We start from the raw sequence: 25,859 nt of genomic DNA, 5'->3' as shown, positions 1-25,859 counted from the left end.
CTATTCCGCGGGAGGTATTGTTTTGCGTAAAGTGGTAGAGCTGATTGATCAGATTATTCAGAAAGTAACAAGCTTGGCAACTGTGCTTGCCGGGTTGTTTATTCTGGCTACAGCAGTTATAGTATGTTATGAAGTTATTGCCCGCGGGCTCTTTGATGCTCCTACCGAATGGTCGCTGGAATTGTCAGTGTACCTGGTATTGGCAAGTGGTTTCCTCGGGTTAGCGGCTACTTATGCCGATGATAAGCATATTCGAGTAGATATTTTGACAGCAAGGCTATCTGAACGCAGTAATACCTGTCTTACTATTTTTGTTGGTATTGTTGTAACAGGGATGTGTTTGGTTTTTCTAGTGGAGAGTTGGGATATGGTACTGACGTCATATCAAATGAACAATACTTCTCCAAGTACGCTTAGGGTACCCTTATTTATTCCGCAGCTATCGTTGCCGGTAGGTTTTTTGTTGCTGCTTTTGCAGCTTGTCCGCAAAATTATTTTGGATATCCTGGATCTGAGCACTAAGCGGCGTCCTACTCCCGAGAAAGCATCGAAAAGGAGGGACGGCTAAGTGGAAGCTTTGATCGCAGTATTATTGTTGCTCCTGCTCACCGGTGTGCCGGTGGCTTTTAGTCTTAGTCTTGCAGGCCTAGCTGGTATGTACTTTTTGGCTGGTGGTGTTACTACTTTTGCCCAGGTTCCGAATATTGCCTATAAGTCACTTGACGACTTTGTGCTCACGGCGATACCGTTATATGTACTGATGAGTCAGATTCTTCTTAGCGGCAAAGTTGGCAGTGATTTATTTGAGGTGGCCAGTAAATGGCTGCGCCACTTGCCTGGTGGTTTAGGAATAGCAACTATTTTAGCTTGTGCAATATTTGCTGCTATTTCCGGATCAAGTGTAGCTACTGCTGTAACCATTGGGGCGGTGGCAATTCCCGAGATGTTGTCACGCGGTTATGACAAGCAGATGGTTCTTGGCTCAGTGGCGGCTGGTGGCACGTTAGGTATTCTCATACCGCCGAGTATTCCGATGATCCTCTATGGTTCTATTACCGGTGAATCTGTTGGGCAACTATTTATATCCGGAGTGGTACCAGGCGTGTTGCTGATGCTGCTATTTATTTCTTTGGTGGTGTTCCAGGCTAGAAACGTAGTACCAGAACCGGCTGCTACCTGGGCAGAAAGACTGGAGGCTCTACGGCGTTCCTTCTGGGGACTCATGCTGCCTGTTCTTGTTGTGGGCGGGATCTACGCCGGTTGGTTTACTCCCACTGAGGCGGCTGCAGTCGGTACAATTTATAGTCTCATTATTACCTTCTTTGTGTATAAAACACTTACCTGGCGTGATCTGTCAAGTATTCTTGCAGATAGTGTGAAAACGACAACCATGATTTTTGCGATAATTATCGGTGCTATGTTGTTTGGGTTTGTCTTAACAGTGCTGCAGTTACCTCAGCAAATGACTGAATTCGTAATTGCGCTGGATGCTGGTCGTTGGATAATTTTTCTACTCATTAACTTGGTGCTGTTATTCTTGGGCTGTTTTCTGGAGACGGTATCAATCATTCTTATTACCTTGCCGATTTTGTATCCTATTATAATGAAGCTCGGTTTTGATCCAATATGGTTTTGTGTAATTATGGTCATTAATATGGAGTTGGCACTGATTACTCCGCCTGTGGGGATGAACTTGTTTGTCATTCAGGGAATTAGTGAAAATACACGGATGGAGGAAATTGCCAAGGGTGTGCTACCGTTTGCGCTGGTAATAATACTGCTGATGGTTGCCTTAGTTTTCTTTCCGGGTATTGCAACTTGGTTGCCGGCGTTTCTTAAATAGTGATGGTTGGTAAAAGGCTCCTGCACAGGAGCCTTTTACTTAAATTTAAGCATAAAATGGAGAAAACCTTGGGAAATTTAAAGTTTAGGTATTTACTTGATGAACGGTTGCCATTGCTTACTACCGTGATCTTTGGCCTGCAGTGGTATGTAGTAGTTGTTCCTTATATTATCATTCTTGGCAGCATTGCAGCCGGTATTCACTATGCGGATTCACCGGCCTTGCAGTTAAATTATTTGCAAAAATTATTTCTGGTAACAGGTTTGACGCTGTTTGTGCAAGTGTTAGGGGGACATCGGCTGCCACTAATTATTGGTCCGGCGGCGGTTCTTCTGAGCGGTATTGTGGCCAACCAGTCAGATGCTGCTGTTGGGACAGTCTATTCTTCGGTGGCATTATGTGGTGGATTGCTGGCTGTTTTAAGTTGGTGCAAGCTATTAAATCGTATCAATTTGCTTTTTACCACCAGGGTTATTGGGATAGTTTTGTTATTGATTGCTTTTACCATTTTGCCGACTATTCTCCAGCTGATTGTGACAGGCGCAGATAGGCCTTTTAGTCAGCTTGTATTTGCGATTACGTTGATTATGGCCATGTTAATAGGCCAACGGGTTTTACCTGACGCGCTAAAATCAACCATTGTGATTTGGGCTTTGCTGGTTGGCAGTTTGGCATATTATAGCCTACTTGCAGGTGTCTGGCCGAACGCAGCAGCGCCTATTCAGACGTCTGCGAACTGGGAATTTACGGTGATAGACTTTGGTTTTGATCCAGTTACGGCGATTTCTTTTTTATTTTGTTTTCTAGCGTTGACAGCCAATGATTTAGGCTCAATTCAGAGTATTGCCAGTTTATTACATGTCGATGATTCCGAGAAACGCAGCAATGCAGGATTGATTGTGACCGGACTGGGTAATCTTCTGGCCGGTTGTTTGGGAGTCCTGGGACCGGTTAATTATTCCTTTAGCAGTGGAATTATTATTGCTTCCGGTTGTGCGTCACGATTTCCGCTGGCAGCGGCGGCGCTGGGCATGATGCTGTTGGCGCTGACGCCAAGTATTATCGGCTTATTTTCCTATATACCGACAGTAGTTACCGGCAGTCTGTTATTTTACACCATGTGTTCGCAGATGGCCGGCGGGCTGATGATGTTAGGGAAATCCCTGGAGACATCCGGGTTTGATACCGGATTAATTATTGGGGTTTCCTTAATGCTGGGCACGCTGGTAGCCTTTATGCCTGCTTCGCTGGCAGCAACTATTCCCGCTGTTATCAGGCCGCTGGTGAGCAATGGTTTCGTGGTGGGGGTAACAGCAGCGCTTATTTTGGAACATGTAGTCTATGCTAAATCCGGCTATACCCAAAAAATTGTAAGGTAAGGTGGTATGAACATGCCAAAATTAACAGATATTCCTGGAATACGTATTGGCCATGCTGACAATCCGGTGGCAGCCACTGGTTGTACGGTCATCCTTTGCCCTGAGGGCGCAACTGTCGGTGTGGATGTGCGTGGTGGTGCGCCAGGCACGCGGGAAACGGATTTGCTTAATCCGGTAAACTATGTGGACAAGGTACATGGCATTTTGTTGGCAGGTGGCAGTGCTTTTGGTCTGGATGCGGCAGCAGGGGTCATGCAATACTTGGAGGAGCAGGGCAGCGGTTTTGATGTTGGTGTCACCAAGGTGCCGATTGTGGTCGGGGCGGTGCTGTTTGACTTAATTTGCGGCGATTATCGGATACGCCCGGATAAGTGTATGGGCTATGAGGCCTGTCAGGCGGCTGGCAGGCAGGAATTGGCCGAAGGCTCGGTAGGTGCCGGCACAGGGGCGACAGTTGGAAAAATTTTTGGCGCCGAGCATGCTATGAAGGGCGGTATTGGGGCAGTGTGCCTGGGTACAGGCAGTCTAATGGTAGGTGCTATTGTCGCCGTCAATTGTCTGGGAGATGTAGTTAATCCTATTAATGGCAGTATTGTGGCTGGTGCCTTTCAAACGAATCCTTTTGCATTTTTAAACTGTGAGGAGGGTTTGCTTGCCCAGCAGGAAAAACCAGGCAATCGGTTTGCCGGTAATACCACCATCGGTGCGATCATTACTAATGCGGTTATGACCAAAGGGCAGGCCACCAAGGTAGCGTCGATGGCTCATAATGGCTATGCCAGAACTATTCGTCCGGCACATACGCTGTTTGATGGCGATACTATTTTTGCATTAGGAACCGGTCAGGTTGCGGTCGATATCAATATTGTCGGCGTATTGGCCGCCAGGGCGGTTGAGCAGGCTGTACTCCGGGCAGTGACTCAGGCCAGGTCGTTGGCCGGAGTTACGTGTTGTGGAGATATCTAAGCCAGTATAACTTAACATTATTAACTAAATCGAAAAGGCGGGATTGCCAAACTGCGCTCGCAGTGATGCAATCCCGCCTTTGTATTTTCTCTTGCTAATTTCCTAGTGATACTGCTTAATAAAACGACCAATTCTCTCCAGTGCTTGCGAGAGGTTACTAACCGAGGAAGCATAAGAGCAACGGATGAAGCCTTCGCCGCTTTCGCCAAAGGCATCACCAGGAACTACAGCCACTTTTTCAGTTTTTAACAGTTCTTCGGCAAACTTTAGCGAGGTCAGGCCGGTTTCTTTAATGGAAGGAAAGATATAGAAAGCTCCTTTAGGCTCAAAGCATTTGAGACCAAGCTGGTGTAAGCCTTTCAGCATAAGCTGGCGGCGACAGTTATATTCAGCCACCATGCTTTCCATTTTATCCTTACCGTGCCGGAGGGCTTCGATGGCCGCCAACTGGGCGGTGATGGGTGCACAGAGCATGGTGTATTGATGGATCTTGTTCATAGCCGCAATAAAATCAGGGTTAGCCAAGGCATAGCCAATCCGCCAGCCGGTCATGGCATAGGCCTTAGAAAAGCCGTTTAACAAAATGGTCCGGTCACGCATCTTAGGTAGGCTGGCAAAACAGGTGTGGGTGCCATCATAGGTTAATGCGGCATAGATTTCATCAGCAATAACAATTAAATCATGTTTTAAGGCAAACAGTGCAATAGCAGTTAATTCTTCTTTAGGCATGATAGCGCCGGTTGGATTGTTCGGATAGCCGATTAAGAGGACTTTGGTGCGGGGGGTTACCAGGTTTTCTAATTGTTCCACGGTAACGCGAAATTCATCCTCCATTTTGGTCGGAACCGGCACAGGGTGGCCGCCGGCCAATGTGACACAAGCTTTGTAAGAAACATAACAGGGTTCGGGAATGAGTACTTCATCACCAGGACTTAACAGGGCGCGAACAGCCAGATCCAAGGCTTCGCTGACTCCGACAGTGACCAAGGCTTCTGTACGCGGATCGTAGATGACCTGATAGTCATTGTAGATACTGCGGGCAATTTCCTCTCTGAGTTCAAGCAGACCGTAATTGGAGGTATAAGAAGTATAGCCCTGATGCAGGCCATGGACACAACTCTCACGAATATGCCAGGGGGTAATAAAGTCAGGTTCGCCGACACCTAGCGAAATAACGCCCTTCATTTCAGCCGCAATGTCGAAGAAACGGCGAATACCTGAAGGAGGTACTGCTTTAACAGTTGGTGACAGACGGTCAGCCCAACTCATGGCGACACCACCAACCGGTGATCAGTTTCCCGATCATTTATAATTACACCTGCATATTTGTAGGGTTTGAGCATAAAGTGGGTGGTCGTGCTGATAATGCCGTCAATGGTAGATAGCTTGGTAGATACGAATTTAGATACCTCTTTAAGGGTATGGCCTTCTACCATAATGCTTAAATCATAGTCGCCGGACATTAGGTAGAGGTTAATCACCTCAGGGAAACGGTAGATGCGTTCGGCAATGGAGTCAAAGCCGACTTCGCGCTGGGGGGTGATTCTAACATCAATGATGGCAGTCACCTTTTCTTCACCGGCTTTTTCCCAATTGATAATAGGCTGATATTTAACAATAATTTTTTCATCTTCAAGCTGTTTGATTTGTGCAGCTACTTCTTCTTTTGATTTTTTGAGCATGACAGCCAGTTGTTCAATAGGTTGCGTACAGTCTTTTTCCAATTGGACTAATAATTCTTTTAATGACTCTTTCACAAGTAATTGCCTCCCTTAATTTTACAAATAAAAAAATCCCGTCCGTAAAAGGACGAGATTATTAGTTCCCGCGGTACCACCTAAATTAGCCACAAGGCTCGCTTGATCCTGTTAACGCCAGGTACGGTAAGGCCTACTCACTTTCAGCTTACAGCTCAAGGGTGGCTTTCTCATACTCGTCTTCCATCGGTTTTCACCCTAGCCGACTCTCTGCGGGTAAGACGGATATGATACTTTCCCTATCATCACAATGTGGTTGTTAAGTTTTTTATAGAATACCATAAAAAGCGAGCTAGAGCAAGGTAAATTATCAGTTTTATTAAATTAGTTATTCACTGTCATAAGGGACAGGTCCGCTGACATGTTTTTTCATTCTGCCAAAATGGTTTGCTTAGGTGTGGTATAATAATCAGCGAAGGGGGAGCAGTAATGACTGAACTAAACTATTTATATCAATGGTTGGAGAAATATATCCATACCTATTATACTGATGACAAATTCATTATGGAGCGTGTGCTGCTGAAAGAGGAGCATAGCAAACGGGTGGCAGACAATACTGTAAAACTTGCTCAGTATGCCAATCTGACGGCCCGTCAACAAACTCTGGCTGAAGTCATTGGCTTATTCCATGATCTTGCTCGCTTTCAGCAGGTCACTGAATATCGTACCTTTGTGGATGCCGAGTCCTTCGATCACGGCAATGTAGGTGCCGTGATGCTGGCGGAAACAGGACTATTGCAGGAGTTTTCACCAGTTGAGCAGACGGCGATTACATTTGCCATTATAGCTCATAACAAAATGTCCATTGCGCCGGCAACGCCGGAGAATGAGCTGTTTGCCAAAATAATCCGCGATGCCGATAAACTGGATATTTTTCGGGTTTTACCACCGATCCAGGCTAACCATGATTATTCTCCCATAATGATTGAGCAGTTGAAGACTGGCGGCGTTTTATCCTATACCGATGTTAAGACTCTGGCCGATAAGCGGCTCATTCGGTTAAGCTGGTTTTATGATATCAATTTCGACTGGACATTAACACAACTGGTAGAAGAAGGCCATTTAAAGCGGCAGCTGGCAGCCCTGCCTGACAACGAAGACTGCAGCGTTATCAAAGCAACTCTAAACGAATATATTGATAACAGATTGAAGTGAACTCGTTTCAGCATAGCTGAAACATTGGGGATTCAGATGGAGAGTCTACTCCACCTGAATTAACGCCGCCTGTAGAGGCGGGAGTCTTGACTCACGTACTAAGATAAAGATATGCCACCTTTCCCGTATAATTACGGGAGGTCTTCGGTTATGCAAAAAGAGAGGCTTGTGTAAAAATCAGCCTCTCTTTTTTGATTTCAGAAAATACAGGGAATTTAATATTTAAATTTTTCCGAAAATAGAGAATACTCAATAAAAACTAGCAGGATATTTGGTTTTTATAGGGAATAATATCCATTAAATGTGATCGTAGGAATAAGATCTATTGCGAGTGATCTTTCCTATGGGAAAGGAGGTGCAACCTCGGTTAGCCATTAGTAGTCCCGCATCAGTGATAGACATGAGTTTAAGGAGAATATAGTCTGAGGAAATAAGAAACTCTCGGCATTCTTCAAACTCAGAGACTACCAAAGGTAAGAAAAAACTAGGAGGGAATCACATGAAAAAGAGGATGATTATTACCCTGGTACTAGTGTTTGTTTTAGGAATTGCCAGCACTGCTTTCGCCAATCCGTTTGCCGATGTTCCTGCTAAGCATTGGTCATATGACGCAGTAAACAAATTAACTAACGCTGGTATTATTAGTGGTTATCCTGACGGAAGTTTTCAGGGTGACAGAACCATTACCCGTTACGAAATGGCGGCAATCGTCGGTAAGGCAATGGCAAATTCAGACAAAGCGGATGCCGAATACAAAGCTCTCATAAATAAGTTAGCTGATGAATATGCCCAAGAATTGAATAACCTAGGCGTTCGTGTAACTAATCTGGAAAACAAAGTCGGAAATATTAAAATTACCGGCCAGGTCCGTGAATGGTATGAATATGTTGATGAACCGACAAACGGAGATAAAACCGCATTAAAAAATCGATTGCTGTTGTATATGGATGCACCATTAACGAAAGATTTAACTTTTAAGGGTCGTTATTTCGCAGAAAGTGAATGGGGGTCTAGCGCAAATAATAGCTTGGACCAGGCTTATTTAGCTGGTAAGAATTTTACGTTTGGCCGCCAGGGCATTAATCTTGGTAAAGGTCTTGTTTATAGTTGGGGCGCTAACCAGGATGGCGTTACTGTAACTGTTGGCAATAAAGTTAAAGTGACTGGCGTCGCGTTTAAACATGATCTTGGTTCGGCAGATATAAATCTTGCCGGCGCCAATGTAGCTTATGACATTAATAAGAATCTTGATATGACTTTAGTTTATGCAAAAACTAAGTCACAAAATCTTGCACCATTTGGTTTAGGTTTAGCTGGCCATGGAACATTCAATGATACCTGGGCCGCTGGTTTTGGGTATAAAGGGATAAAAAATATCGGGATTACTGCTGAATATGGGCAAAATGACTCCGATGCAGCTAAATTATTGAATGGCGACACCGCAAAAGCCTGGGTTGCCCAAGTAAAATATCTGGGCGCTGATTGGGCGAAACCCAATACTTATGGATTATGGGTAGGCTACAGAAAGGCTGACAACGGATTTTTGGCTCGCACCGGTGACCTGATTTGGGAAACTGCAACAAATATCCCTACAGGCTATATGATGAACAATGTAAAAGGTATGGATTTTGGCATTGAATATACTGTGTTCAATAACGCTGTTATGACTCTCCAATACCAAGACTTTGAAGCTGAAAATGACGGTAGAAATGCCAAGAACTTCACTGCTCAGTTAAGGTATATGTTCTAAGCTTCACGGAAGTGAACTCGTTCAGAAAAGTTGAACAGCGACTCTTCAGGTGAGGACTCTACCCCACTTGAAGTAACGCCCCGCCGATAGAGGGAGTCTTAACCCATAGCATGTCGATCTTAATATGGCAAACGCCCTATAGTTCAGACAGGAATGAACGGTAGGGCGTTTACATTTTTGAAGCAGCTGACGATAGGCAGTCATGTATTTAATCTCGCGGTAGCTTAACATTGTCTTTCAGGTCTGTTACACAATAGTAATAGGACAATGTTATTATGTTAGCAAGTTGGTTTGGCAGTGCTTGCCTAGTATTACTTAGGGAGGGAATCGGGTGATAAAAATTGACGCAATCATTCGTCCGGATAAGCTGAATGCGGTTAAAGAGGATTTAGCTCAGCTCGGTGTCAGGGGGATGACCGTGTCCGAAGTATTTGGCTGTGGCTTACAGCAAGGGCATATTGGTGTGTACCGCGGTCAAGAATACACTATTAATTTATTGCCAAAGGTTAAGATTGAGGTAGTGATACCTGACGACTTGGAGCAGGCGGTAGTCATGGCTATCACTAAACAGGGACGATCTGGTAAGATTGGTGATGGCAAAATTTTTATTTTTCCTATTGAAAATGTGTACCGGATACGTACAGATGACGAAGAAATTACAGATCTGTAGTATAACAGAAAAAATATTGTTAAAAATGTATTGTGTAATTAGGATATCGTGCTATAACCCGACTTTTACAGTTAGCAGAACATAGAGAGCAGACAGAGTGAAATAATCTACTTGTAAAATGCGGACTTCCGCATTTTTTTATGCGTTTTTATTTATGTTATGCTACAGATATGCTATAATGTAAATGAGGTGATATTCAATGATTAAAAAAGATCGTGTAAAGCGTGGCGGCGTTATTAAGACTCACATCCGTGTTGTCGAAGGGTATCGCCCTGGACCAGGGCTACCCACAAAGCAGCGTACGATTAAAAGTTTTGGTTATCTCGAAGATCAGCCAGATCCCGAAGCTTTCATGGCTATGGTAGTGAAATTCGATGATAACTTTAAAGATACTGTTCCCTTACGAATCGAAGTTGCAGCTAATGCGATGATGTATGGTGAAGAAAATCGGCGACAGAACTACGGATACAAGTTCCTGGAAGCCGTTTATAATCTGCTCGAAATCAATTCATTCATCGAGAACTTTGAGAAATCACGCAAGTTTCGGGTGGAGTATTCACCCTGCGACATTTTTAAATTCTTAGTGTTGGCAAGAGTTCTTCATCCAGATTCAAAACGCGCCTCATGCCAATTGAAGGACGGCTTCTACGGGATGTGCACCGATTTTACATTGCCAGATGTCTACAGGTCGCTTGACCACTTCGCAGATTTTGAGGTGGAGTTGCAACGGCATTTAAACGAACGTGTTAAAGAAACGATCGGTCGAGACCTTTCCTATGCATTCTATGATGTGACTAATTATTTCTTCGAGATCGATTTCCCAAATGGCGAAGAGGATCTGCGAAAAAGAGGCGTATCGAAAGAACACCGCACTGACCCTATTGTCGCAATGGGGTTGTTTATGGATTCCAACGGATTACCAGTCAATATGTCGATGTTCCCAGGAAATACAAGTGATTCCCTTACGCTTCAGCCGACAATGAAGGATGTCAAGGATTCGTACGGGTTAGGACGACTGATTGTAGTTGCCGATAAAGGCCTCAACTCTTCGAAGAATATCAACGCAATTGTGAACAACGGTGACGGTTTTGTCTTTTCGCAGATAATAAAAGGGAAAAAAGGACAACGCTACAATGAAAAACTGTTTGATCAAAGTGGATGGACATCAAACGAACAGGGTACCTACAGATACAAGCTGTTCGAAGAAGAATACGAGGGTAAGGACAAGGACGGAAAAAAGAAATCCGAGTAAGAAAAGTACTTTTATATTGGAAGAAGACTGAAGCCGACATGGCAAAGCGTAAACGGGAAGAAAAACTGGAAAAAGCTGCGCGTTCGGTCAAAAACAATGCCTATAGTATCAAAAAAGGTGTCGACGAATATACAAAAGAAGCTATCGTTGACAAGGAAACTGGGGAGATACTGGGAAACACGAAAAAGCTCCGCAGTGTGAATTTAGAAAAGGCGGAGCATGACGCGATGTATGATGGCTATTTTTGCATTATCAGCAGCGAACTTGACTACGATGAGCGCAAAATGCGGCAGGTATACGGCGGTCTTTGGCAGATAGAACAGTCGTTTAGGATTATGAAAACAGATCTTTATGCCAGACCCGTGTTCGTTAGAAAAATTGAACATATCCGTGCACATTTCTTGATCTGTTTCGTCGCCCTTCTCATCATCCGAATCATTCAGCACCGCATGGGAGAAAAAGCGTTGTCAGCCGAACGAATCGCAAGAACTCTGGGGGCTGCGACATGCCAGGTTTTGAAAGGCGGTATCATTCACCTTGACGATGTCGGCGGTGCGATCGCGTTTCAAAAAGCGCTAAACAAAAAAGGGGAAATAGTAGACACTTTGGCATATTCCGATAGAGATGAAATCGCAATGGACTACAAGATAATCCAGGACACGTTCGGCACAAGTTTTTACAATATTTATCCGAGGCAGGAGCTATTTAATAAATTCCTGAAAAATATTACTGTAGCATAACAAATTTTACATATGAATCAACTTGAATAAAGCCAGTAAATTCAACAATTATGAACTTCTTTTATCTTTCTAACTGTAAAAGTCGGGTTTTTATTTTTCCTATTGAAAATGTGTACCGGATACGTACAGACGACGAAGAAATTACAGATCTGTAGTATAACAGAAAAAATATTGTTAAAAATGTATTGTGTAATTAGGATATCGTGCTATAATATAACTAAAATTCATACAAAATTGTGGCGATGAAGCCAGTAATACTGATGTATTAATGCATTAGTATTACTGGTTTTTTATTTTACTGAGGAAGGTGAGTAAAGTGGAATTATCAATTAATTCATTAGCGGCTGGTATTGACACGGTTTGGGTGCTCTTGTGTGCTGCGCTGGTATTTCTGATGGAGGGCGGGTTTGCGGCGTTGGAGGCCGGCTTTGTCCGCAGTAAGAATTCGTTAAATATTATTATGAAAGTTATTATGGATTGTACTGTTGGCATGCTAGGGTATTTTGCTGTAGGTTTTGCCATAATGTACGGTCTGGATAAAGCCGGTGTCATTGGTTGGTCAGGCTTCTTTTTAAAAGGAGATATGGAGTATTTAGGCTTAAAAATACCGGTCTATGCGTTTTGGCTGTTTCAGGCGGCTTTTGCCATTGCCATGGCGACTATTGTGTCAGGTGCGGTGGCTGAACGTATGAAATTCATGCCCTATTTGGTTTTTTCGCTTATTGCCACGGCTGTTATTTATCCTATTGCCGGGCATTGGGTATGGGGGAACGGCGGCTGGCTTAATAAGCTTGGCATGCTTGATTTTGCCGGTTCAGCAGTGGTCCATTCATTGGGCGGCTGGGCCTCTTTGGCGGCAGTACTGGTATTGGGGCCGCGCACAGGTAAGTTTGGTAAAGATGGTTCAGTACATGTTTTGCCTGGACATAATCTGCCTTTAGCTGCGCTGGGAGCTTTTCTGTTATGGTTTGGCTGGTTTGGCTTTAATCCGGGCAGCACTTTGTCCGGCTTAGACTTAAATATTGCCCGTATTGCTGTCAACACCAATTTGTCAGCTGCCGCCGGTGGTACGATTGCTGCTCTGTATACGGCGGTAAAGTGGGGTAAGGCTGACCCCAGTATGGCCATTAACGGTGCCTTAGGCGGTCTTGTTGCCATAACGGCCGGCTGTGCTTTTATGGAGCCAATTAGTGCTATGGTTATTGGCGGTATTGCCGGTATGTTGGTAGTGTTTGCCGTACCGCTGTTTGACCGGCTGCGGGCTGATGACCCGGTAGGTGCCATTGCTGTGCATGGGGTATGTGGTACTTTTGGTACGTTGGCTGTAGGTATCTTTGCTGAAAAAGGCGGCTTACTGTATGGCGGCGGCTTAGGGCTGCTGGGTGTGCAATTTTTGGGTGTAGCCGTTGTATCGTTGTGGGGGTTTGCCGCTACCTATATGCTATTTTCTGCCCTTAAGGCGACAGTTGGCATACGGGTGTCAGTGGAAGAGGAGACCGAGGGCTTGGATATGAGCGAACATGGCATTACCGCTTATAGTGATTTGGAGTGCAATCCGCTTACCGCTCTTGGACCTGTATCTACTATTGGACCGTTACCGGTAGGTCAGCACCAACTTGCAGAGGATAGGATAAATTAAAAGTCTTTAACACGTTGTATAGTTGTATAATTGAAAAAAGACCAAATCAGCATATCCTGCTTGACGGGGTATGCTGATTTTTTTACAGCAACGTAGCTGAAAGCCCACTGCTTTAGCCGTGGGATGAAAGCGGCCTTGTCGCAACTTATTGTTGCAGCACAACAATGAAACTTATACAATATAAGTATGGGAGAAGAATATAGAAGAATCCCACGGCTTTAGCCGTCGGGAGTGTCAAAATGGAGTAAGTTGGCAAAGGAAATAGCTTAGCTCTAGTGGAATTTATCAAAAGAATAGCAGGCAAACTAAATAGACAATTGTTTCACTGCCCGCCAAAATTGTTAACGCGTTGTATATAGTGGGAAAGGAGTTTCTGGGTGCAAGAAAAATTGCAGCAACTTCCATATTATAAGTGGTTGATTTTTGGTGTTATTAGTATCGGCATTTTTATATCGACAATGACGTCTTCGATTGTTAATGTTGCTTTGCCGCCGATTACGATGGCATTACATACTGATATTCCCACAGCCCAGTGGGTGGTGACGGCATATTTGCTGGCAATCACCAGCTTGCTGCCACTTGTGGGGCGGCTTGGCGATGTATTGGGATGTCGCAGGATATATGGCTATGGCTTTATCGGCTTTGCCGCAGGTTCATTACTATGTGGTATGGCTAATTCTATTGGTATGCTGATTGGTTTTCGCATAATTCAGGCAATTGGCGCCGCCACATTGATGGCTAATGGTATGGCTATACTTACGGCGGGTTTTCCGCAAAATGAGCGTGGCAAGGTATTAGGGATGATTGGCACCATTGTAGCGTTAGGCAGTCTGAGTGGACCGGGGGTAGGGGGACTGCTTGTGGATAATTTTGGCTGGCATGCTATTTTTTATGTCAATATTCCTATTGCCATGCTTGGCTATGCTGGAGTGCGACTGATTTTGCCGGTCGATCAGGATTTACAGCAGGAAAAAATAGACTATCTAGGGGCGGCCTTGTTTACAATCGGCATGGTTAGTTTTTTATTGGCGTTAAGCTATGGCACTAGGTGGGGGTGGCTTTCGGTAAGTACGCTTGCCTGCCTGGGATTTGCTCTGGTAATGTTCGTTCTCTTTATATGGCAGGAAAAAAAAATAACCTATCCTATGCTGGAATTATCAATATTTAAGAATTGGGAGTTCTTAACAGGCAATTTGGCTGGTATGCTCTCTTTCATGGCTATGTTTAGCAACACGTTACTGCTACCGTACTTTCTCCATGATATACTAACCTTTACCCCGGCAAAGACCGGGCTGATTATGTCAGCTTTTCCCCTGGTTATGGCGGTAGTTGCTCCACTGAGCGGCAGTTTGTCAGATAAGGTTGGCATAGGTCCGCTAGCTACTACTGGAATGGGAATACTGGCACTGGGCTTATTTTTAACCGCCAGGCTGCAGGTAAATACTGAGTTATGGCTGATTATGGCCTCACAAGCCATCATGGGCTTGGGCAATGGCCTATTCCAGTCTCCGAATAATAACAGTATAATGAGCGCTGTACACTTCCGGCAACTGGGAGTGGCGGGCGGTATTAATGCCTTAGCACGTAATTTTGGTATGGTATGCGGCACAGCGGTAGCGGTATCTATTCTGGAATACCGGCGATCCGCCAGCCTTAGTGGCTTTAATCAACCAACGCAGGTGCAGCAGATAGCCGCTTTCATGGATGGGTATCAGGCCGCATTGCTGGTAGGTGCTGCCTTTGCTATTATCGGAGCATTGGTATCCTTCCAACGGTCAGGGAAATAAGTTGTGACACCCTCTAGTCGTTTGGACATAGATAAAAATGTAGGCAGGTGAGACTATGATAAAGACAGGCCGCTTATTTCAGTTTTGGGCCTTGGTAAAAATGGTGCGGGAAAATGCCGTGATTTTATTTTATGCCTGGCGGCATCCGCAAACTCCTTATTATTTAAAAGGAATACTGACGGCCTTGATTGTTTATTTGTTTAGTCCGATTGATTTATTGCCTGATTATTTGCCGTTGGTAGGTATTGCTGATGACGTTACCCTGTTTACTGGCGCCATGCTGTATTTAACCAATTTACTGCCCGCGCCGGTACTTACGGAAAGCCGGCGGCAAAGTGAAAAATGGGTCCGGCGAATGCCCTATATTTTTGCTGTGATTGTGGTAGCGGCTGTGGCCTGGATTGTTATCGTTGTGATGGTTGTTCGTAATTTAATGCAGTAAGATAATAAACATACAAAAAAGCTATTTGTCTATTACTGGACAAATAGCTTTTTGTTAGGATACTAAAGTTGAAACTTATTAATAGTTTCCCGTAGTTCCACAGCCAGTTTGGCCAATTCCTGACTGGCTGAGTCGATCTCCTGCATGGACGCTGACTGCTCTTCTGTTGCCGCTGATACCGTCTGCGTTTCCCCAGATGCTTTTTTGCTTAGTTCGTCAATTTGTTTTACCGAGCCGACAATATGCTGGCTGCCAATGGCCATTTGCTCAATGGCGGTGGATATTTCCTTGACCTGAGCTGATACCTGGGTTACCAAAGATGCAATTTCCCGAAAGGCTTGTCCTGAAGCGTTGACGACTTCGGCACCCAGCTTGACTTCACGCGTACCATCGTTCATGGCTACTACGGCTCTATCGGTATCGCACTGAATTTCATTAATCAAGGTGGCGATTTGCTTGGCGGCTTCCTGGGATTGCTCGGCCAACTTACGAACTTCTTCAGCTACTACGGCAAAGCCACGACCCTGTTCTCCCGCACGTGCCGCCTCAATAGCAGCATTCAAGGCTAAGAGATTGGTCTGTCCGGCAATACTGGATATAGCATCTACAATCTGTCCGATTTCCTTGGATCGATCACCTAGTTGCGTGACTATCTCAGCGGAGGTAGTAACAGTCTGTTCGACCTGGGCCATTTGGGTTACCGCTTTTTCCACCGACTTATTACCTTCTTGGGCTTTATTGGCTGCCTGAGCCGATTGTTCAGCTACTTCATTGGTGTTGGCAGCAATTTGTTGGATACCAGCCGACATCTGCTCTACTACCGCAGAGGCATTGCTGGCGGCAACCAACTGTTCTTCGGCGCCTTTTGCCACATCGGTAATCGAACTTGCAACCTGGCTAGCGGCTTGAGCCGACTGATCAGCGCTGGCGGTTAGTTCTTCAGAAGATGCTGCCACCTGCTCGGCCGACTCATTAACATGTTTCATCATTGTGCGAAGGCTGCTGCGCATGTTTACCAGGGCATCAGCCAATTGACCGAATTCATCTTTGCTAACAAAGGTCCGCGGTTTATCTCGAAAATCGCCATTGGCTAATTCTTGACTAAAAGATAACATTACTTTTAGGGATCTTGTGATAATTCTGGTTGCAAAAATCCCAACCAATATACCTAGGATAGCCGCAATTATACTGGAACTAACGGCAGCAGTCCTAGCCGCGTTTGAAGCTTGAATACTTTCCGTTAATACACTTTTGGTTGTTTGTACCCCCAAATTTTGATATTCTCTCGATTTTGCTATCAGTGCCAATCCTATTGGTGTTAGTTCATCGGCTGCCACCTGTAAGGCTTCCTGATCCTTGCCTGCCTGTTTTAAAGTCAGTACCCGTTTTGCAAACACCTCGTTATATTTATCATCAAGGGCCTTTACTTCCTGGAGAAATTCGCGTGCCTTCTCTGATTTAACGTCGCTAATTAACGCAGTTTCTAATTGCTCATTTTCTCTGGCTTGTTTATGATATTCATCAATATAGTTTTGTTTATTGAAAAACAAATAGCCCCTAACATTGCCAACTTTTCCAATTGCATTGGCGGTCACTTGCGAGGCCCCGTCTAATCGTGGCAATGCATACTGGTCAACAAATTCAATGCTGGTGGAACTTTGGCCAATCTTATAGAATACATAAGTGGAACCAATGGCACTCACCAAAACTACTACTAAAAAAGCAACGATCATCTTTGTCGATAACTTCATCACTATTCCTCCTTAAGTGAATATCTGTTTTTTCTGCATTTCATATACCTTGGAAAAACATATGTTTTATATTAGCAAGTATCTTTCATCACGACACCCCCTTTTCCCCAAAAAAAAAGTCGACTAGCCATCCCTGGCTGTCGACCTCTACGTTGTAAGACAAGGGGATTCAGAAAAAATTCAATTTCCCAATAGGGTATTACAATAGCGTGAAAAATCCTGATATTTGCTTGCATCAAAATAGATCGTACCTTTATTGGGGGGAAGTGATATTTTTTACAAAACTCGTCTACTCGCCTCTGCGAGATTTTAATCTCATCTTCTTCTCGCAAATAAGTATTCACAAAGGTTTCCACCGTTTCGTTCGCTAATTACGTTTACTAGTAGTTTTCATTTTTTTAGATCATTCGGCAAAACCTTGCAAAATCCTTTATTTACTTATATATTTTTGTAACTCTGTAGTCAAAAATGCCATATGGAAATTTATATTATTGCAAAAGAAATTCTATATGGTTAATAGAGGCGACACAGCCTTTGCATAGTAATAAAACTTAGGGGGAGACAGTTCCGGTGAGTTAACGGCATTGCGAAAATATTCTATCCTGGACTATTACAGAAGGAGTTTTCTCAAAAAGCACGAATGTATAAAAGCATATTTTTGTACCACAGCTTAATGGTTACAGTCAATTTTTACCTTCATAGCTTTTTTCAGAAAAAAAATAGCCAGCGTAATTACCGGAATGCCAAACATAAAAATTAAGTTGATATAAGGTACATAGTATTCAATAATATTGAATACTACAACCGAACTAAGAATCTCTGTTTTTAAAGCAGTTATGAATATCACTATACCCATGGGAATAATGAGAACCTTGCGATTTGTAAGTCCAAAAATTTGAACCGAACATAGTATTGCCAAATATATCATTAGTGAAATTTTCACGAACATGCTAATATTCCAGGCGGCAACAATGAGAAATTCAATGCGGGTGATGAAATCATAGATGTTGATTTGTTTTATAAAGAGATAATAAGGGTCAAAGGTTTTTTGGGAGAGATCTAGTCCTAAGCCTGCAAGCGTTGGAACGATGATTATAAGGGAAAACACAATAATAATGATCATTGCCCAGAAAAGAATCATAGTTGTATTTTCTTTTTTAGTAATGGCTGGAGCTAGTATAGCAAGAACTACAAGTTCGTTCATTCTGGCAGCCGTAATAAAGGCCTGAAAGTTAATCTCCAAGAAAGTGGAATCAGCCAATATTGGCAGAAATACTTTGAAATCCATATCAGGGATTTGCAGCACTGCATAAAAGAAAATGATGGCAAAAATTTGCGGGGTAAAAAACTCCGCCGCCCGGCAAATGGATTCCAGGCCCAGATATACACCATAAGCACAAGAGATTAACGCCAGTAATACGATGACAGAATCCGGAGTTTCGGGATAATTTATTGGCTTAAGAATGTTATCAAACAACGCTAAATCAAGGATAGCCAAAAACAGAAAAAAAACAATATATAGCGATCCCAGTAGTTTACCGACCAGTTTACCGGTTATTATCGGTAAATACTCTATTAGCGTTAGATTAGCAAACTGCTTACTTAAAAATAATAAAGGAGCAGATAGTATTGCAAGGTAAAACAGGGCAAGAATTTCTGTAATCCATACATCCTGGTTGGCGAAATTAAACCATAATAGTACAATAGCTATGCGGCAAAAACTCAGTAAAAGAATGACTTGTAGTGGAGATATTTTTTCTAAATTTGCTATCAATTTATTGTTGGCCCCTTTTTATTCCTTTACAGGATTTGCTGATTTGCCTGTTTTGGTTATCTTTGTTTGGGTTTCCACTTCAATGGTTGCTTGTGAGAACAAGTCATCCCAATTATCCTGCATGTTCTTCCACTCCTGAGGGTATTTGCGGTGGACAAGTTGTCCAAAACCAAAAATATCAGACTTATATTCGGTCTGCACTTTTAGTAAGGTATGCTCCACTTCCTGTTTAATGCTCTGTGAAGTTGCCTGTTCCAGCATTGCTATTACCGCTCGATCTGTTATTTCTACGTTAGCGGTTTCTTCGTCCAGCATACCGGTCATAGTGATTTTTACTTTGATTTTTATATCATTACCGCTGATCTCGACCTCATTTTTACTTACGGCTTTTAATATTTCTAGAGAGCTGGTCCCGTTACTATTAGGGGTAGGGGATATAACGATACCACTATGTACTTCGCCGATTATCCAGTTGTAGCCTCTTGTTTCCTCACCGTTCAAAAATCCGACCAATCGGTCCTTTTTAAACACGGCTGCTCCTTCAGGGCTCAATTCGTATTCTTCACTTTTCCCTGTTCCTATTTTGGCCTTCTTTACTTTCTGTAGTACCGTAACAACAGGGTTTATACCATTGCCGCTATATGTCTTTAAGAAATCGATAACTTTGGAATCCACGCTTTTCGCATGGACTTTATATTGCCTAAGTATGTCTTCGAGATAGCTTGAAGGAATAATGTTGATTCCACTGGCAATAGTCATACCATCGGCAGCAGAAACATCTTTTACAATTACTAAATGCATTGCTATTCTCGCCTCATGGTCGCGTAAAATCATATCTAGATTTTCTGCCAACCCGTTTCTGGCAAGTTCTTCACTGAACAAAAATCCTTTGGCGTGTGCCACGAATAGCTTGCGATCAAACCGCAACGGTGCCTCGCGGAATGTTTCGGCAACACTTCTGCCGGTAGCTTGTACGTACTTGACGGGTTCAACTTGTTCGCCACCACTCTGAGTGGTTTTTTTGGGATTAATGATCTCAAACGTAGTTTTGATGCCATCATTATCAGCGTCTACGCCTACCAGGCCGACAATTCCAAGCGTATTTAACTCGCGACGATTCCAGCACCCGGTAAGCGATAAAGCTAATACTAATATTATGATGCTGGCAAGCATTTTTTTGCGTAGGCTCATTTGTTTTCCCCCCGCCGTTGTTGGTTGTCCTTGGCAATAGCTGGCGGCCTTTTTTTCATCGCCCATAGCGGAAATCTAAGATAAAAATCCAGAAATACGCCTTGATCAGAAGGTGCTAACGAGGAGGTATAGGGAACACCAAAGGAACGCAACGAAACTGCGTGCAACACAATGAGGAATAAGCCGCACACGACACCATACAGGCCCATTACGCTGCCTGCAATTAAGAAAAGAAATCGATAAAACATGATAGCTTCCGATAAAGCCGGCACGATAAACCCGGCAACTCCGGTAACGGCAGTAACAATAACCACGGGAGCACTTACAAGACCGGCATTTACCGCGCTTTCGCCAACAATCAGCGCACCGATGATACTGATTGCCGATCCTACTGCCCGGGGAAGTCTGATGCCTGATTCACGGAGCAACTCATAAAAGACAACCATGATAAGCATTTCCGCCCCAGCCGGAAAGGGTATATCCGAGATTGAGCCAGCCATGCGCAATAGTAGTATTGTTGGAATCATTTCCTGATGGTAAGTCTGAAGCGCGACATATAAACCGGGTACAAAGATACTAAAGAATAGTGCTGTAAGCCGGATTATTCTCCACCCTGCTGCCATGAATGGCCGCATGTAATAATCCTCACAGGTTTGCAGTGTCTCGACAAGCAAGTGGGGAACAGTGAGTACATGCGGAGTCCCATCACAAAATATGGCTACCCGGCCTTCGAGTAGTTTGGCCGCCAGAATATCAGGCTTTTGGGTATTGGCAATAGTCGCCAGTGGCGAGAACGGACTATCTTCGATAAACTGTTCAATATAGCCTGTTTCCAGTATCGAATCGGTATCAATCTTATTTAGCCGTCTTCTCACTTCCCCCAGTACTGCCTGGTTTACAATGCCAGCAATATAAGCGATAGCAACATTGGTATTTGTCTGCTTGCCAAGGTTGATATTTTCAAATACTAAGTTGGGGTTTTTTATCTTCCGCCGTAATAAACTGGTATTTGTTCTGATATTTTCAATAAAACCTTCACGGGGCCCCCGAATAACTGACTCGGTATCAGGCTCAACTACCGCTCTGTTTTCCCATTCTCTGGAATCGATAAGCAGGGCTGTATTTACTCCATCAACAAACATAGCTGCATTACCATTTACTAAATCATCTATAATTGCGGACATTTTTTGAGTTTGAACCACGCTAGCTGCAATTAAGCTTGTAATAGTTTTTGGGTCAAGAGGCGTATTTGCTTGCAGTTCTTTCGATTTTGTAATAAAAGAATCAACAACATCGCGTCGTAAGGTTTCCTTATTTACTAGCCCGTCAATATATACTATTAAGAATTTTACACCCGATGAGGTAGCAAATTCATTAAACAAGACGTCGCCACTTTTTTTGAACGCATCCTCCAAAAATGTTTTATTGGCCGCTACGGCTGAAAAGACAGTTACATCTTCTACGTGTCTAAGTTGGGCAATAATCTGGGATAGTTCGCCTGTGGCTTTCTTGCTTTCTATAATTAGTTGTCTAAGAGCATCAAGCTTGTTCTTGATTGTGGCATGTGAATCTTCAGGCATCACATGCGATAGCGTATTTATGGGACAGTTTGGCTCTTTCATTACCATACACCACCTAAAACTACCTGCATATGTTAGTATTACACTATACGGGGCTTTTACTCAGGGTTACTGGTTTATGTAGTAGGAAACACTTGATAAGGTATACGAAATCAGCCGGCAAACAGAGTATAAGTAAATTAAGTAAGAAGGTGTTTCTACGTATATTTATGTAGATCTATGTGAACGGTTTGCCTGTGAAATGTGCGGCACCTGTTGCCGTAATTCCTGGCAGGTAACCTTGAATGAAACCAGCTATCGCCGCAATGAAGCATTGTTTAGCAGCACTGGCCGCAAGGCTGAATTTGACCAGGCGTTTATCAGGCTGAATGAGGCTGCAGGGTATGGTGAATATGCCTATATTGCCAAACAGGATGGGGGTGGTTGTTGGTTTTTGGATGAGTGCAACCGCTGTCGGTTGCATAAAGAAGCCGGTCACAGCCAGCTTGATGCCGTTTGTCAGACTTATCCACGTTACCCGATGAGTACCTCACGGGGAATTGAACTGACGTTCAGCTTCAGTTGTCCGGCTGTATTGAAGCTGGCTGACCGAGAGGCACCGCTGGTTATTAAGAGAGGCGACCAGCCGCCAATTGCGTTCCCGAAGAATAACTACGCTGTCGAAATTTATCCTCAGCAGCAGTCAGCCTGGGAACCACTGCATTACTACTTTGAACTGGAAACTCATTTTATCGATATCCTGCAGTGCCGGAGCCTGCAGCTTGATGAGCGTCTGGACTTGCTGACTAAAACAGTTAAAGCAATAAATGATTTACCCCAGAACGAAACCCTTGCCAGAGAGCTAACAGCCTTATATAATCGTAATTATGACTGGCTGGAAAAGCTGGCTGCTGATAGGCTGCCGTTAGCAGCAGGGCCGGGAGCGTTCTTGCTGGAAAATTTTTTAGTGAGTTTTATCTTTAGAAAACCTTTCTATCTTTATGGTTTGGAGAAAACATTACTACTGCTTGAACGTATGTGGCAGCAAATGAGTAATACCAAAGATATTGCTGCAGCTATCATGCAGTTTGAATTTCAATATGGTCATAACCGTCAGGCGTTGTGGCGGTAAAGAAAATGTGTATGGAATAGTAGTGAATTAGTGTTAAGGAATAATTTATGGTATGATGGTATTGGACTTTGTAATGGTACCTATTTTCGGAGTTGAAATTAGTCTGACAAATAGTATTATAGGTGGGAGAAAACAATGATAAGTGTTACGAAACTTCTATTTTCAACTGAATATTTTGGCGATTCGTTGCGCTACAACCAAAATTCCAAGGGAGCGCGCCATGGGGTTACCTGCGATGCAGGACCGGTTGTTGTCTGGAATTCTACGAGAACCTGCAATCTTAAATGCCGTCACTGCTATATGGATTCGGATGCGAAAAAATACCAGGGTGAATTAACCACCAATGAGGCCAAGCAGTTTATTGATGACTTAGCAGAATTCCGGGTTCCGGTCTTGTTGTTTTCCGGTGGGGAACCGCTTATCCGTCCGGATTTTTTTGAACTGGCAGCCTATGCTGCTGCCAGGGGAATTCGCCCGACACTGTCGACGAATGGTACTTTAATTACGCCAGAAGTTGCACGAAAAATCAAGGAGATCGGTGTAGGTTATGTCGGTATTTCTTTGGACGGTTTGCGTGAAGTAAACGATAAGTTTCGCGGTAAAGAAGGCGCTTTCCAAACCGCAATGCAGGGAATTCAAAACTGTGTTGCGGCTGGCCAGCGTGTAGGGCTGAGATTTACCATAAACCGTCACAACCTGCAGGAATTAAATAATATCTTTGATTTTATTGAAACGGAAAAAATTGATCGCGTTTGTTTTTACCACTTAGTGTACTCCGGGCGCGGCAACCAAATGATGGATGAAGATATAACTACTGCTGAATCCCGCCAGGCTATGGATATTATTATTAACCGGACCCGCGACTTTGAAGAACGCGGGTTGGTTAAAGAGATTCTAACAGTTGATAACCATTGTGATGGAGTATACCTTTACCTGAAAGCACTTGACGAGAATAATCTTGCATTGGCTGAGAGAATAAAAGCCTTGATTTCACTTAACGGCGGTAACCGCTCAGGAATTGCTTTTGCGGAAGTGGATCCAAGCGGGTTTGTTCATCCCGACCAATTCACCCAACACCATACCTTTGGTAATGTGCGGGAACGAAAATTCGGGGAAATCTGGACTGATCTGACGAATCCAATTCTTAGCGGACTTAAAGACCGAAAACCATTGCTTAAAGGCCGGTGCGCTGCTTGCCGGTACCTTGCTATTTGTAATGGGAATTTCCGGACGCGGGCTGAGGCAATGACTGGGGATTTCTGGGAGGCTGATCCCGCATGTTATCTTACAGACGAAGAAATTGGGATAAGATAAGACTGGTTATTGCAAAGCCAATGCCGTTACTGACTAGGTGACGGCATTTTTGACGCTTAGATTTCATGCAAATTTTCCGTGGAACCGGAAGTTCGACTAGCGGATTTGGCTGCATAGTGGAGAATTATCTACGGACAGCACGACACAAGCTGGCGAAGCAGCCTGTAACATGTAAAGGGGTGTTAATATATTCATCAGCTCAGACAAAGCGAAACTGCACGACTGCAAAGTATGCAGGCCAAGAAACGGAAGCAGCTGGAACAAGCGAATGATAACTTTCTTGAATCTGATGACACTTTTTACTTTATAGCGGGATATACTGAAAATGGATTTCTTTTGGGATTACGTGGCTGGAAGCAGATCAATGAAACGTCCCCGTTGACACAATTGCTGTGTTTGACTAAAGTATGAGAAAAACATCCCTCTGTTGCGGCAGAGGGATGTTTTTCTGGTAATAATATTCTCTCTCACCCTTTTGGGGGATCTCTTTGGATAACAAGTGCTCTAAGATTAGAATTGAACCTGCACCTTTGAGACGATTATTTTAATTACTTGCCAGGAAAAGGTAAGATGCGGGATCTGTTTGACTCGAAATTGAGAAAATAATTTGGGAGGTAAGAGAGAAATGAAAATCGTTGCGTTTAATGGAAGTCCGCGTGGTAAGGCAGGCAATACCGACCGCATTCTGCAGCCCTTCATGGCAGGCGCGCGAGAAGCGGGAGCAGAGACGGAAACGGTATACCTTAAGGACAAGACAATCAACCACTGTGTCGGTTGCTTTTCCTGCTGGTTGAAAACACCTGGGATATGTGTTTATCAAGACGACATGGCCCAGGTGTTGGAAAAATTCCGAAAAGCGGAATTGGTGGTTTATGCTACCCCGCTGTACATTTATACAGTTAGCGGGTTGATGAAAGATTTTATGGATCGTGCTATGCCACTCATTCGTCCATACATCGTCAAACGGGGTGATCAGTACATTCACCCAACACGGTACGAGGAAGAATGGCCTAAAAAAATGGTGCTAATCTCAAATTGTGGGTATCCGGCGAGGCATCACTTCGCAGGTCTGGTTGAGACATTCCGTCAGTTCTCCGCTTCTGCTCCCGATCTTGAACTGGCAGCCAGCATTTTATGTGCAGCCGGAGAATTATTTAGCAATTCCCAAAATGAAGGAATGCTGCAGTGGTACACTGATGCTGTGCGCCGCGCAGGACGGGAGATGGTGGAACAGGGGCGTATTATGTCGGAAACACAGGAAGTGCTGGATCGTGACCTTATTGATCCGGAAACATATGCTCACGGAGCTAACGCCTACTTTGATAGTATCATTGGCTGCCAGCCGGATCTTAAAGCCGCAGATGATACTTGAGTTGAAAAAAGAATCAAATGTAATAAAAAACATCTTTTGCTGCGGCAGAGGATCTCAAGGTATATTGCCAGTTAAGATGTAGAATATTTTGTATAAATATTCTACATCACCCGTTTGGGTGATACATTTTGGATAAAGAAGTGTTATAAAGTAAGGAACATCCCATGTTCCTTACTTTAGTTTCAAAAAGGGAATTTCTGATGGGACACATTATAGGTGCCAAAGAAAGACGCTAGGATTTAGTTAACAAAAAAATTGCTTATTTTACCTTTTCGCGGCGATGGGCATTGCCCAAGTAGTGTTTTTATTAAGTACTTGCAGCAGCGTGTTTCCAATATTTTCAGAGGTTCCAGGTGATTCTCAATATCGCTTGGGCCCTCTATTTG

21 protein-coding genes and 1 other annotated feature are annotated in these 25,859 nt (G+C 43.7%); of the genes, 15 read left to right on the top strand and 6 right to left on the bottom strand.

Annotated elements, in window-relative coordinates; genetic code table 11:
* Positions 1-31 precede the first annotated feature (31 nt).
* From AC1ECB_RS17950 to AC1ECB_RS17935, 4 genes are all read left to right on the top strand, one after another.
* A complete protein-coding gene (locus AC1ECB_RS17950; RefSeq protein WP_485669368.1) occupies positions 32-568 on the top strand; it encodes a TRAP transporter small permease in 537 nt (178 codons plus the stop codon).
* Entirely contained in the window at positions 569-1,843 is a 1,275-nt protein-coding gene (locus AC1ECB_RS17945; protein WP_485665055.1) for a TRAP transporter large permease, read from the top strand. It abuts the gene before it with no gap.
* Between the two features lie 68 nt (positions 1,844-1,911).
* Complete coding sequence (locus AC1ECB_RS17940) at positions 1,912-3,222, top strand: uracil-xanthine permease family protein (protein ID WP_485665054.1); 1,311 nt, start codon at positions 1,912-1,914, stop codon at positions 3,220-3,222.
* A 12-nt stretch (positions 3,223-3,234) separates the two neighbouring features.
* Positions 3,235-4,188, top strand: a complete 954-nt coding sequence (locus AC1ECB_RS17935) for a P1 family peptidase (protein WP_485665053.1) — start codon at positions 3,235-3,237, stop codon at positions 4,186-4,188.
* A 102-nt stretch (positions 4,189-4,290) separates the two neighbouring features.
* On the opposite strand, the gene AC1ECB_RS17930 is transcribed toward AC1ECB_RS17935, so the two are convergent.
* Complete coding sequence (locus AC1ECB_RS17930) at positions 4,291-5,457, bottom strand: aminotransferase class I/II-fold pyridoxal phosphate-dependent enzyme (RefSeq protein WP_485665052.1); 1,167 nt, start codon at positions 5,455-5,457, stop codon at positions 4,291-4,293.
* The gene (locus tag AC1ECB_RS17925) at positions 5,454-5,945 is read right to left on the bottom strand and encodes an Lrp/AsnC family transcriptional regulator (protein WP_021169430.1); all 492 of its coding nucleotides are present in this window, start codon (positions 5,943-5,945) and stop codon (positions 5,454-5,456) included. Before AC1ECB_RS17925 ends, AC1ECB_RS17930 begins: the two co-directional genes overlap by 4 nt.
* A gap of 45 nt (positions 5,946-5,990) precedes the next feature.
* Positions 5,991-6,200: a binding site (T-box leader), on the bottom strand.
* Between the two features lie 174 nt (positions 6,201-6,374).
* Between AC1ECB_RS17925 and AC1ECB_RS17920 the strand changes: the two genes are divergently transcribed.
* The 8 genes from AC1ECB_RS17920 to AC1ECB_RS17885 all read left to right on the top strand — a co-directional run bounded on the left by AC1ECB_RS17920 (position 6,375) and on the right by AC1ECB_RS17885 (position 15,380).
* Positions 6,375-7,100 (top strand): HD domain-containing protein, encoded by a 726-nt coding sequence (locus AC1ECB_RS17920; protein ID WP_485665051.1) that lies wholly within the window; start codon positions 6,375-6,377, stop codon positions 7,098-7,100.
* A gap of 499 nt (positions 7,101-7,599) precedes the next feature.
* On the top strand, positions 7,600-8,850 hold the full coding sequence (locus AC1ECB_RS17915; protein ID WP_485665050.1) for an S-layer homology domain-containing protein: 1,251 nt from the start codon (positions 7,600-7,602) through the stop codon (positions 8,848-8,850).
* Between the two features lie 331 nt (positions 8,851-9,181).
* Positions 9,182-9,520: a P-II family nitrogen regulator gene (locus tag AC1ECB_RS17910; RefSeq protein ID WP_485665049.1), complete on the top strand. Its 339-nt coding sequence runs from the start codon at positions 9,182-9,184 to the stop codon at positions 9,518-9,520.
* Positions 9,521-9,719: 199 nt separating this feature from the next.
* On the top strand, positions 9,720-10,772 hold the full coding sequence (locus tag AC1ECB_RS17905; RefSeq protein ID WP_485665048.1) for an IS1634 family transposase: 1,053 nt from the start codon (positions 9,720-9,722) through the stop codon (positions 10,770-10,772).
* Positions 10,763-11,512: an IS1634 family transposase gene (locus AC1ECB_RS17900; RefSeq protein WP_485669367.1), complete on the top strand. Its 750-nt coding sequence runs from the start codon at positions 10,763-10,765 to the stop codon at positions 11,510-11,512. The genes AC1ECB_RS17905 and AC1ECB_RS17900 overlap by 10 nt, the downstream gene beginning before the upstream one ends.
* Positions 11,513-11,828: 316 nt before the next feature.
* On the top strand, positions 11,829-13,151 hold the full coding sequence (locus tag AC1ECB_RS17895; protein WP_485665047.1) for an ammonium transporter: 1,323 nt from the start codon (positions 11,829-11,831) through the stop codon (positions 13,149-13,151).
* Between the two features lie 377 nt (positions 13,152-13,528).
* Complete coding sequence (locus tag AC1ECB_RS17890; RefSeq protein WP_485665046.1) at positions 13,529-14,938, top strand: MFS transporter; 1,410 nt, start codon at positions 13,529-13,531, stop codon at positions 14,936-14,938.
* A gap of 55 nt (positions 14,939-14,993) precedes the next feature.
* Complete coding sequence (locus AC1ECB_RS17885; protein WP_485665045.1) at positions 14,994-15,380, top strand: YkvA family protein; 387 nt, start codon at positions 14,994-14,996, stop codon at positions 15,378-15,380.
* 62 nt (positions 15,381-15,442) lie between these two features.
* Here AC1ECB_RS17885 and AC1ECB_RS17880 read toward each other — a convergent pair whose 3' ends face one another.
* From AC1ECB_RS17880 to AC1ECB_RS17865, 4 genes are all read right to left on the bottom strand, one after another.
* Complete coding sequence (locus tag AC1ECB_RS17880; RefSeq protein ID WP_485665044.1) at positions 15,443-17,131, bottom strand: methyl-accepting chemotaxis protein; 1,689 nt, start codon at positions 17,129-17,131, stop codon at positions 15,443-15,445.
* Positions 17,132-17,801: 670 nt separating this feature from the next.
* On the bottom strand, positions 17,802-18,905 hold the full coding sequence (locus tag AC1ECB_RS17875; RefSeq protein WP_485665043.1) for a GerAB/ArcD/ProY family transporter: 1,104 nt from the start codon (positions 18,903-18,905) through the stop codon (positions 17,802-17,804).
* A gap of 18 nt (positions 18,906-18,923) precedes the next feature.
* Complete coding sequence (locus tag AC1ECB_RS17870; protein ID WP_485665042.1) at positions 18,924-20,096, bottom strand: Ger(x)C family spore germination protein; 1,173 nt, start codon at positions 20,094-20,096, stop codon at positions 18,924-18,926.
* Positions 20,093-21,718, bottom strand: coding sequence for a spore germination protein (locus AC1ECB_RS17865; RefSeq protein ID WP_485665041.1), 1,626 nt, complete (start codon positions 21,716-21,718; stop codon positions 20,093-20,095). Before AC1ECB_RS17865 ends, AC1ECB_RS17870 begins: the two co-directional genes overlap by 4 nt.
* 163 nt (positions 21,719-21,881) lie before the next feature.
* On the opposite strand from AC1ECB_RS17865, the gene fliB reads away from it, so the two are divergent.
* The 3 genes from fliB (at position 21,882) to AC1ECB_RS17850 (ending at position 25,473) form a co-directional block, all read left to right on the top strand.
* Positions 21,882-22,787 (top strand): flagellin lysine-N-methylase, encoded by a 906-nt coding sequence (fliB, locus tag AC1ECB_RS17860; protein WP_485669366.1) that lies wholly within the window; start codon positions 21,882-21,884, stop codon positions 22,785-22,787.
* A gap of 135 nt (positions 22,788-22,922) precedes the next feature.
* A complete protein-coding gene (gene nirJ1 / locus AC1ECB_RS17855; RefSeq protein ID WP_485665040.1) occupies positions 22,923-24,101 on the top strand; it encodes a putative heme d1 biosynthesis radical SAM protein NirJ1 in 1,179 nt (392 codons plus the stop codon).
* Between the two features lie 625 nt (positions 24,102-24,726).
* Positions 24,727-25,473, top strand: a complete 747-nt coding sequence (locus tag AC1ECB_RS17850; protein ID WP_485665039.1) for a flavodoxin family protein — start codon at positions 24,727-24,729, stop codon at positions 25,471-25,473.
* Positions 25,474-25,859 lie beyond the last annotated feature (386 nt).

This window comes from Sporomusa sp. 246TCP1, assembly GCF_057319775.1.
Note: the sequence above shows the minus strand (reverse complement) of the source record. Positions and strands in the feature narration are given on the sequence as shown.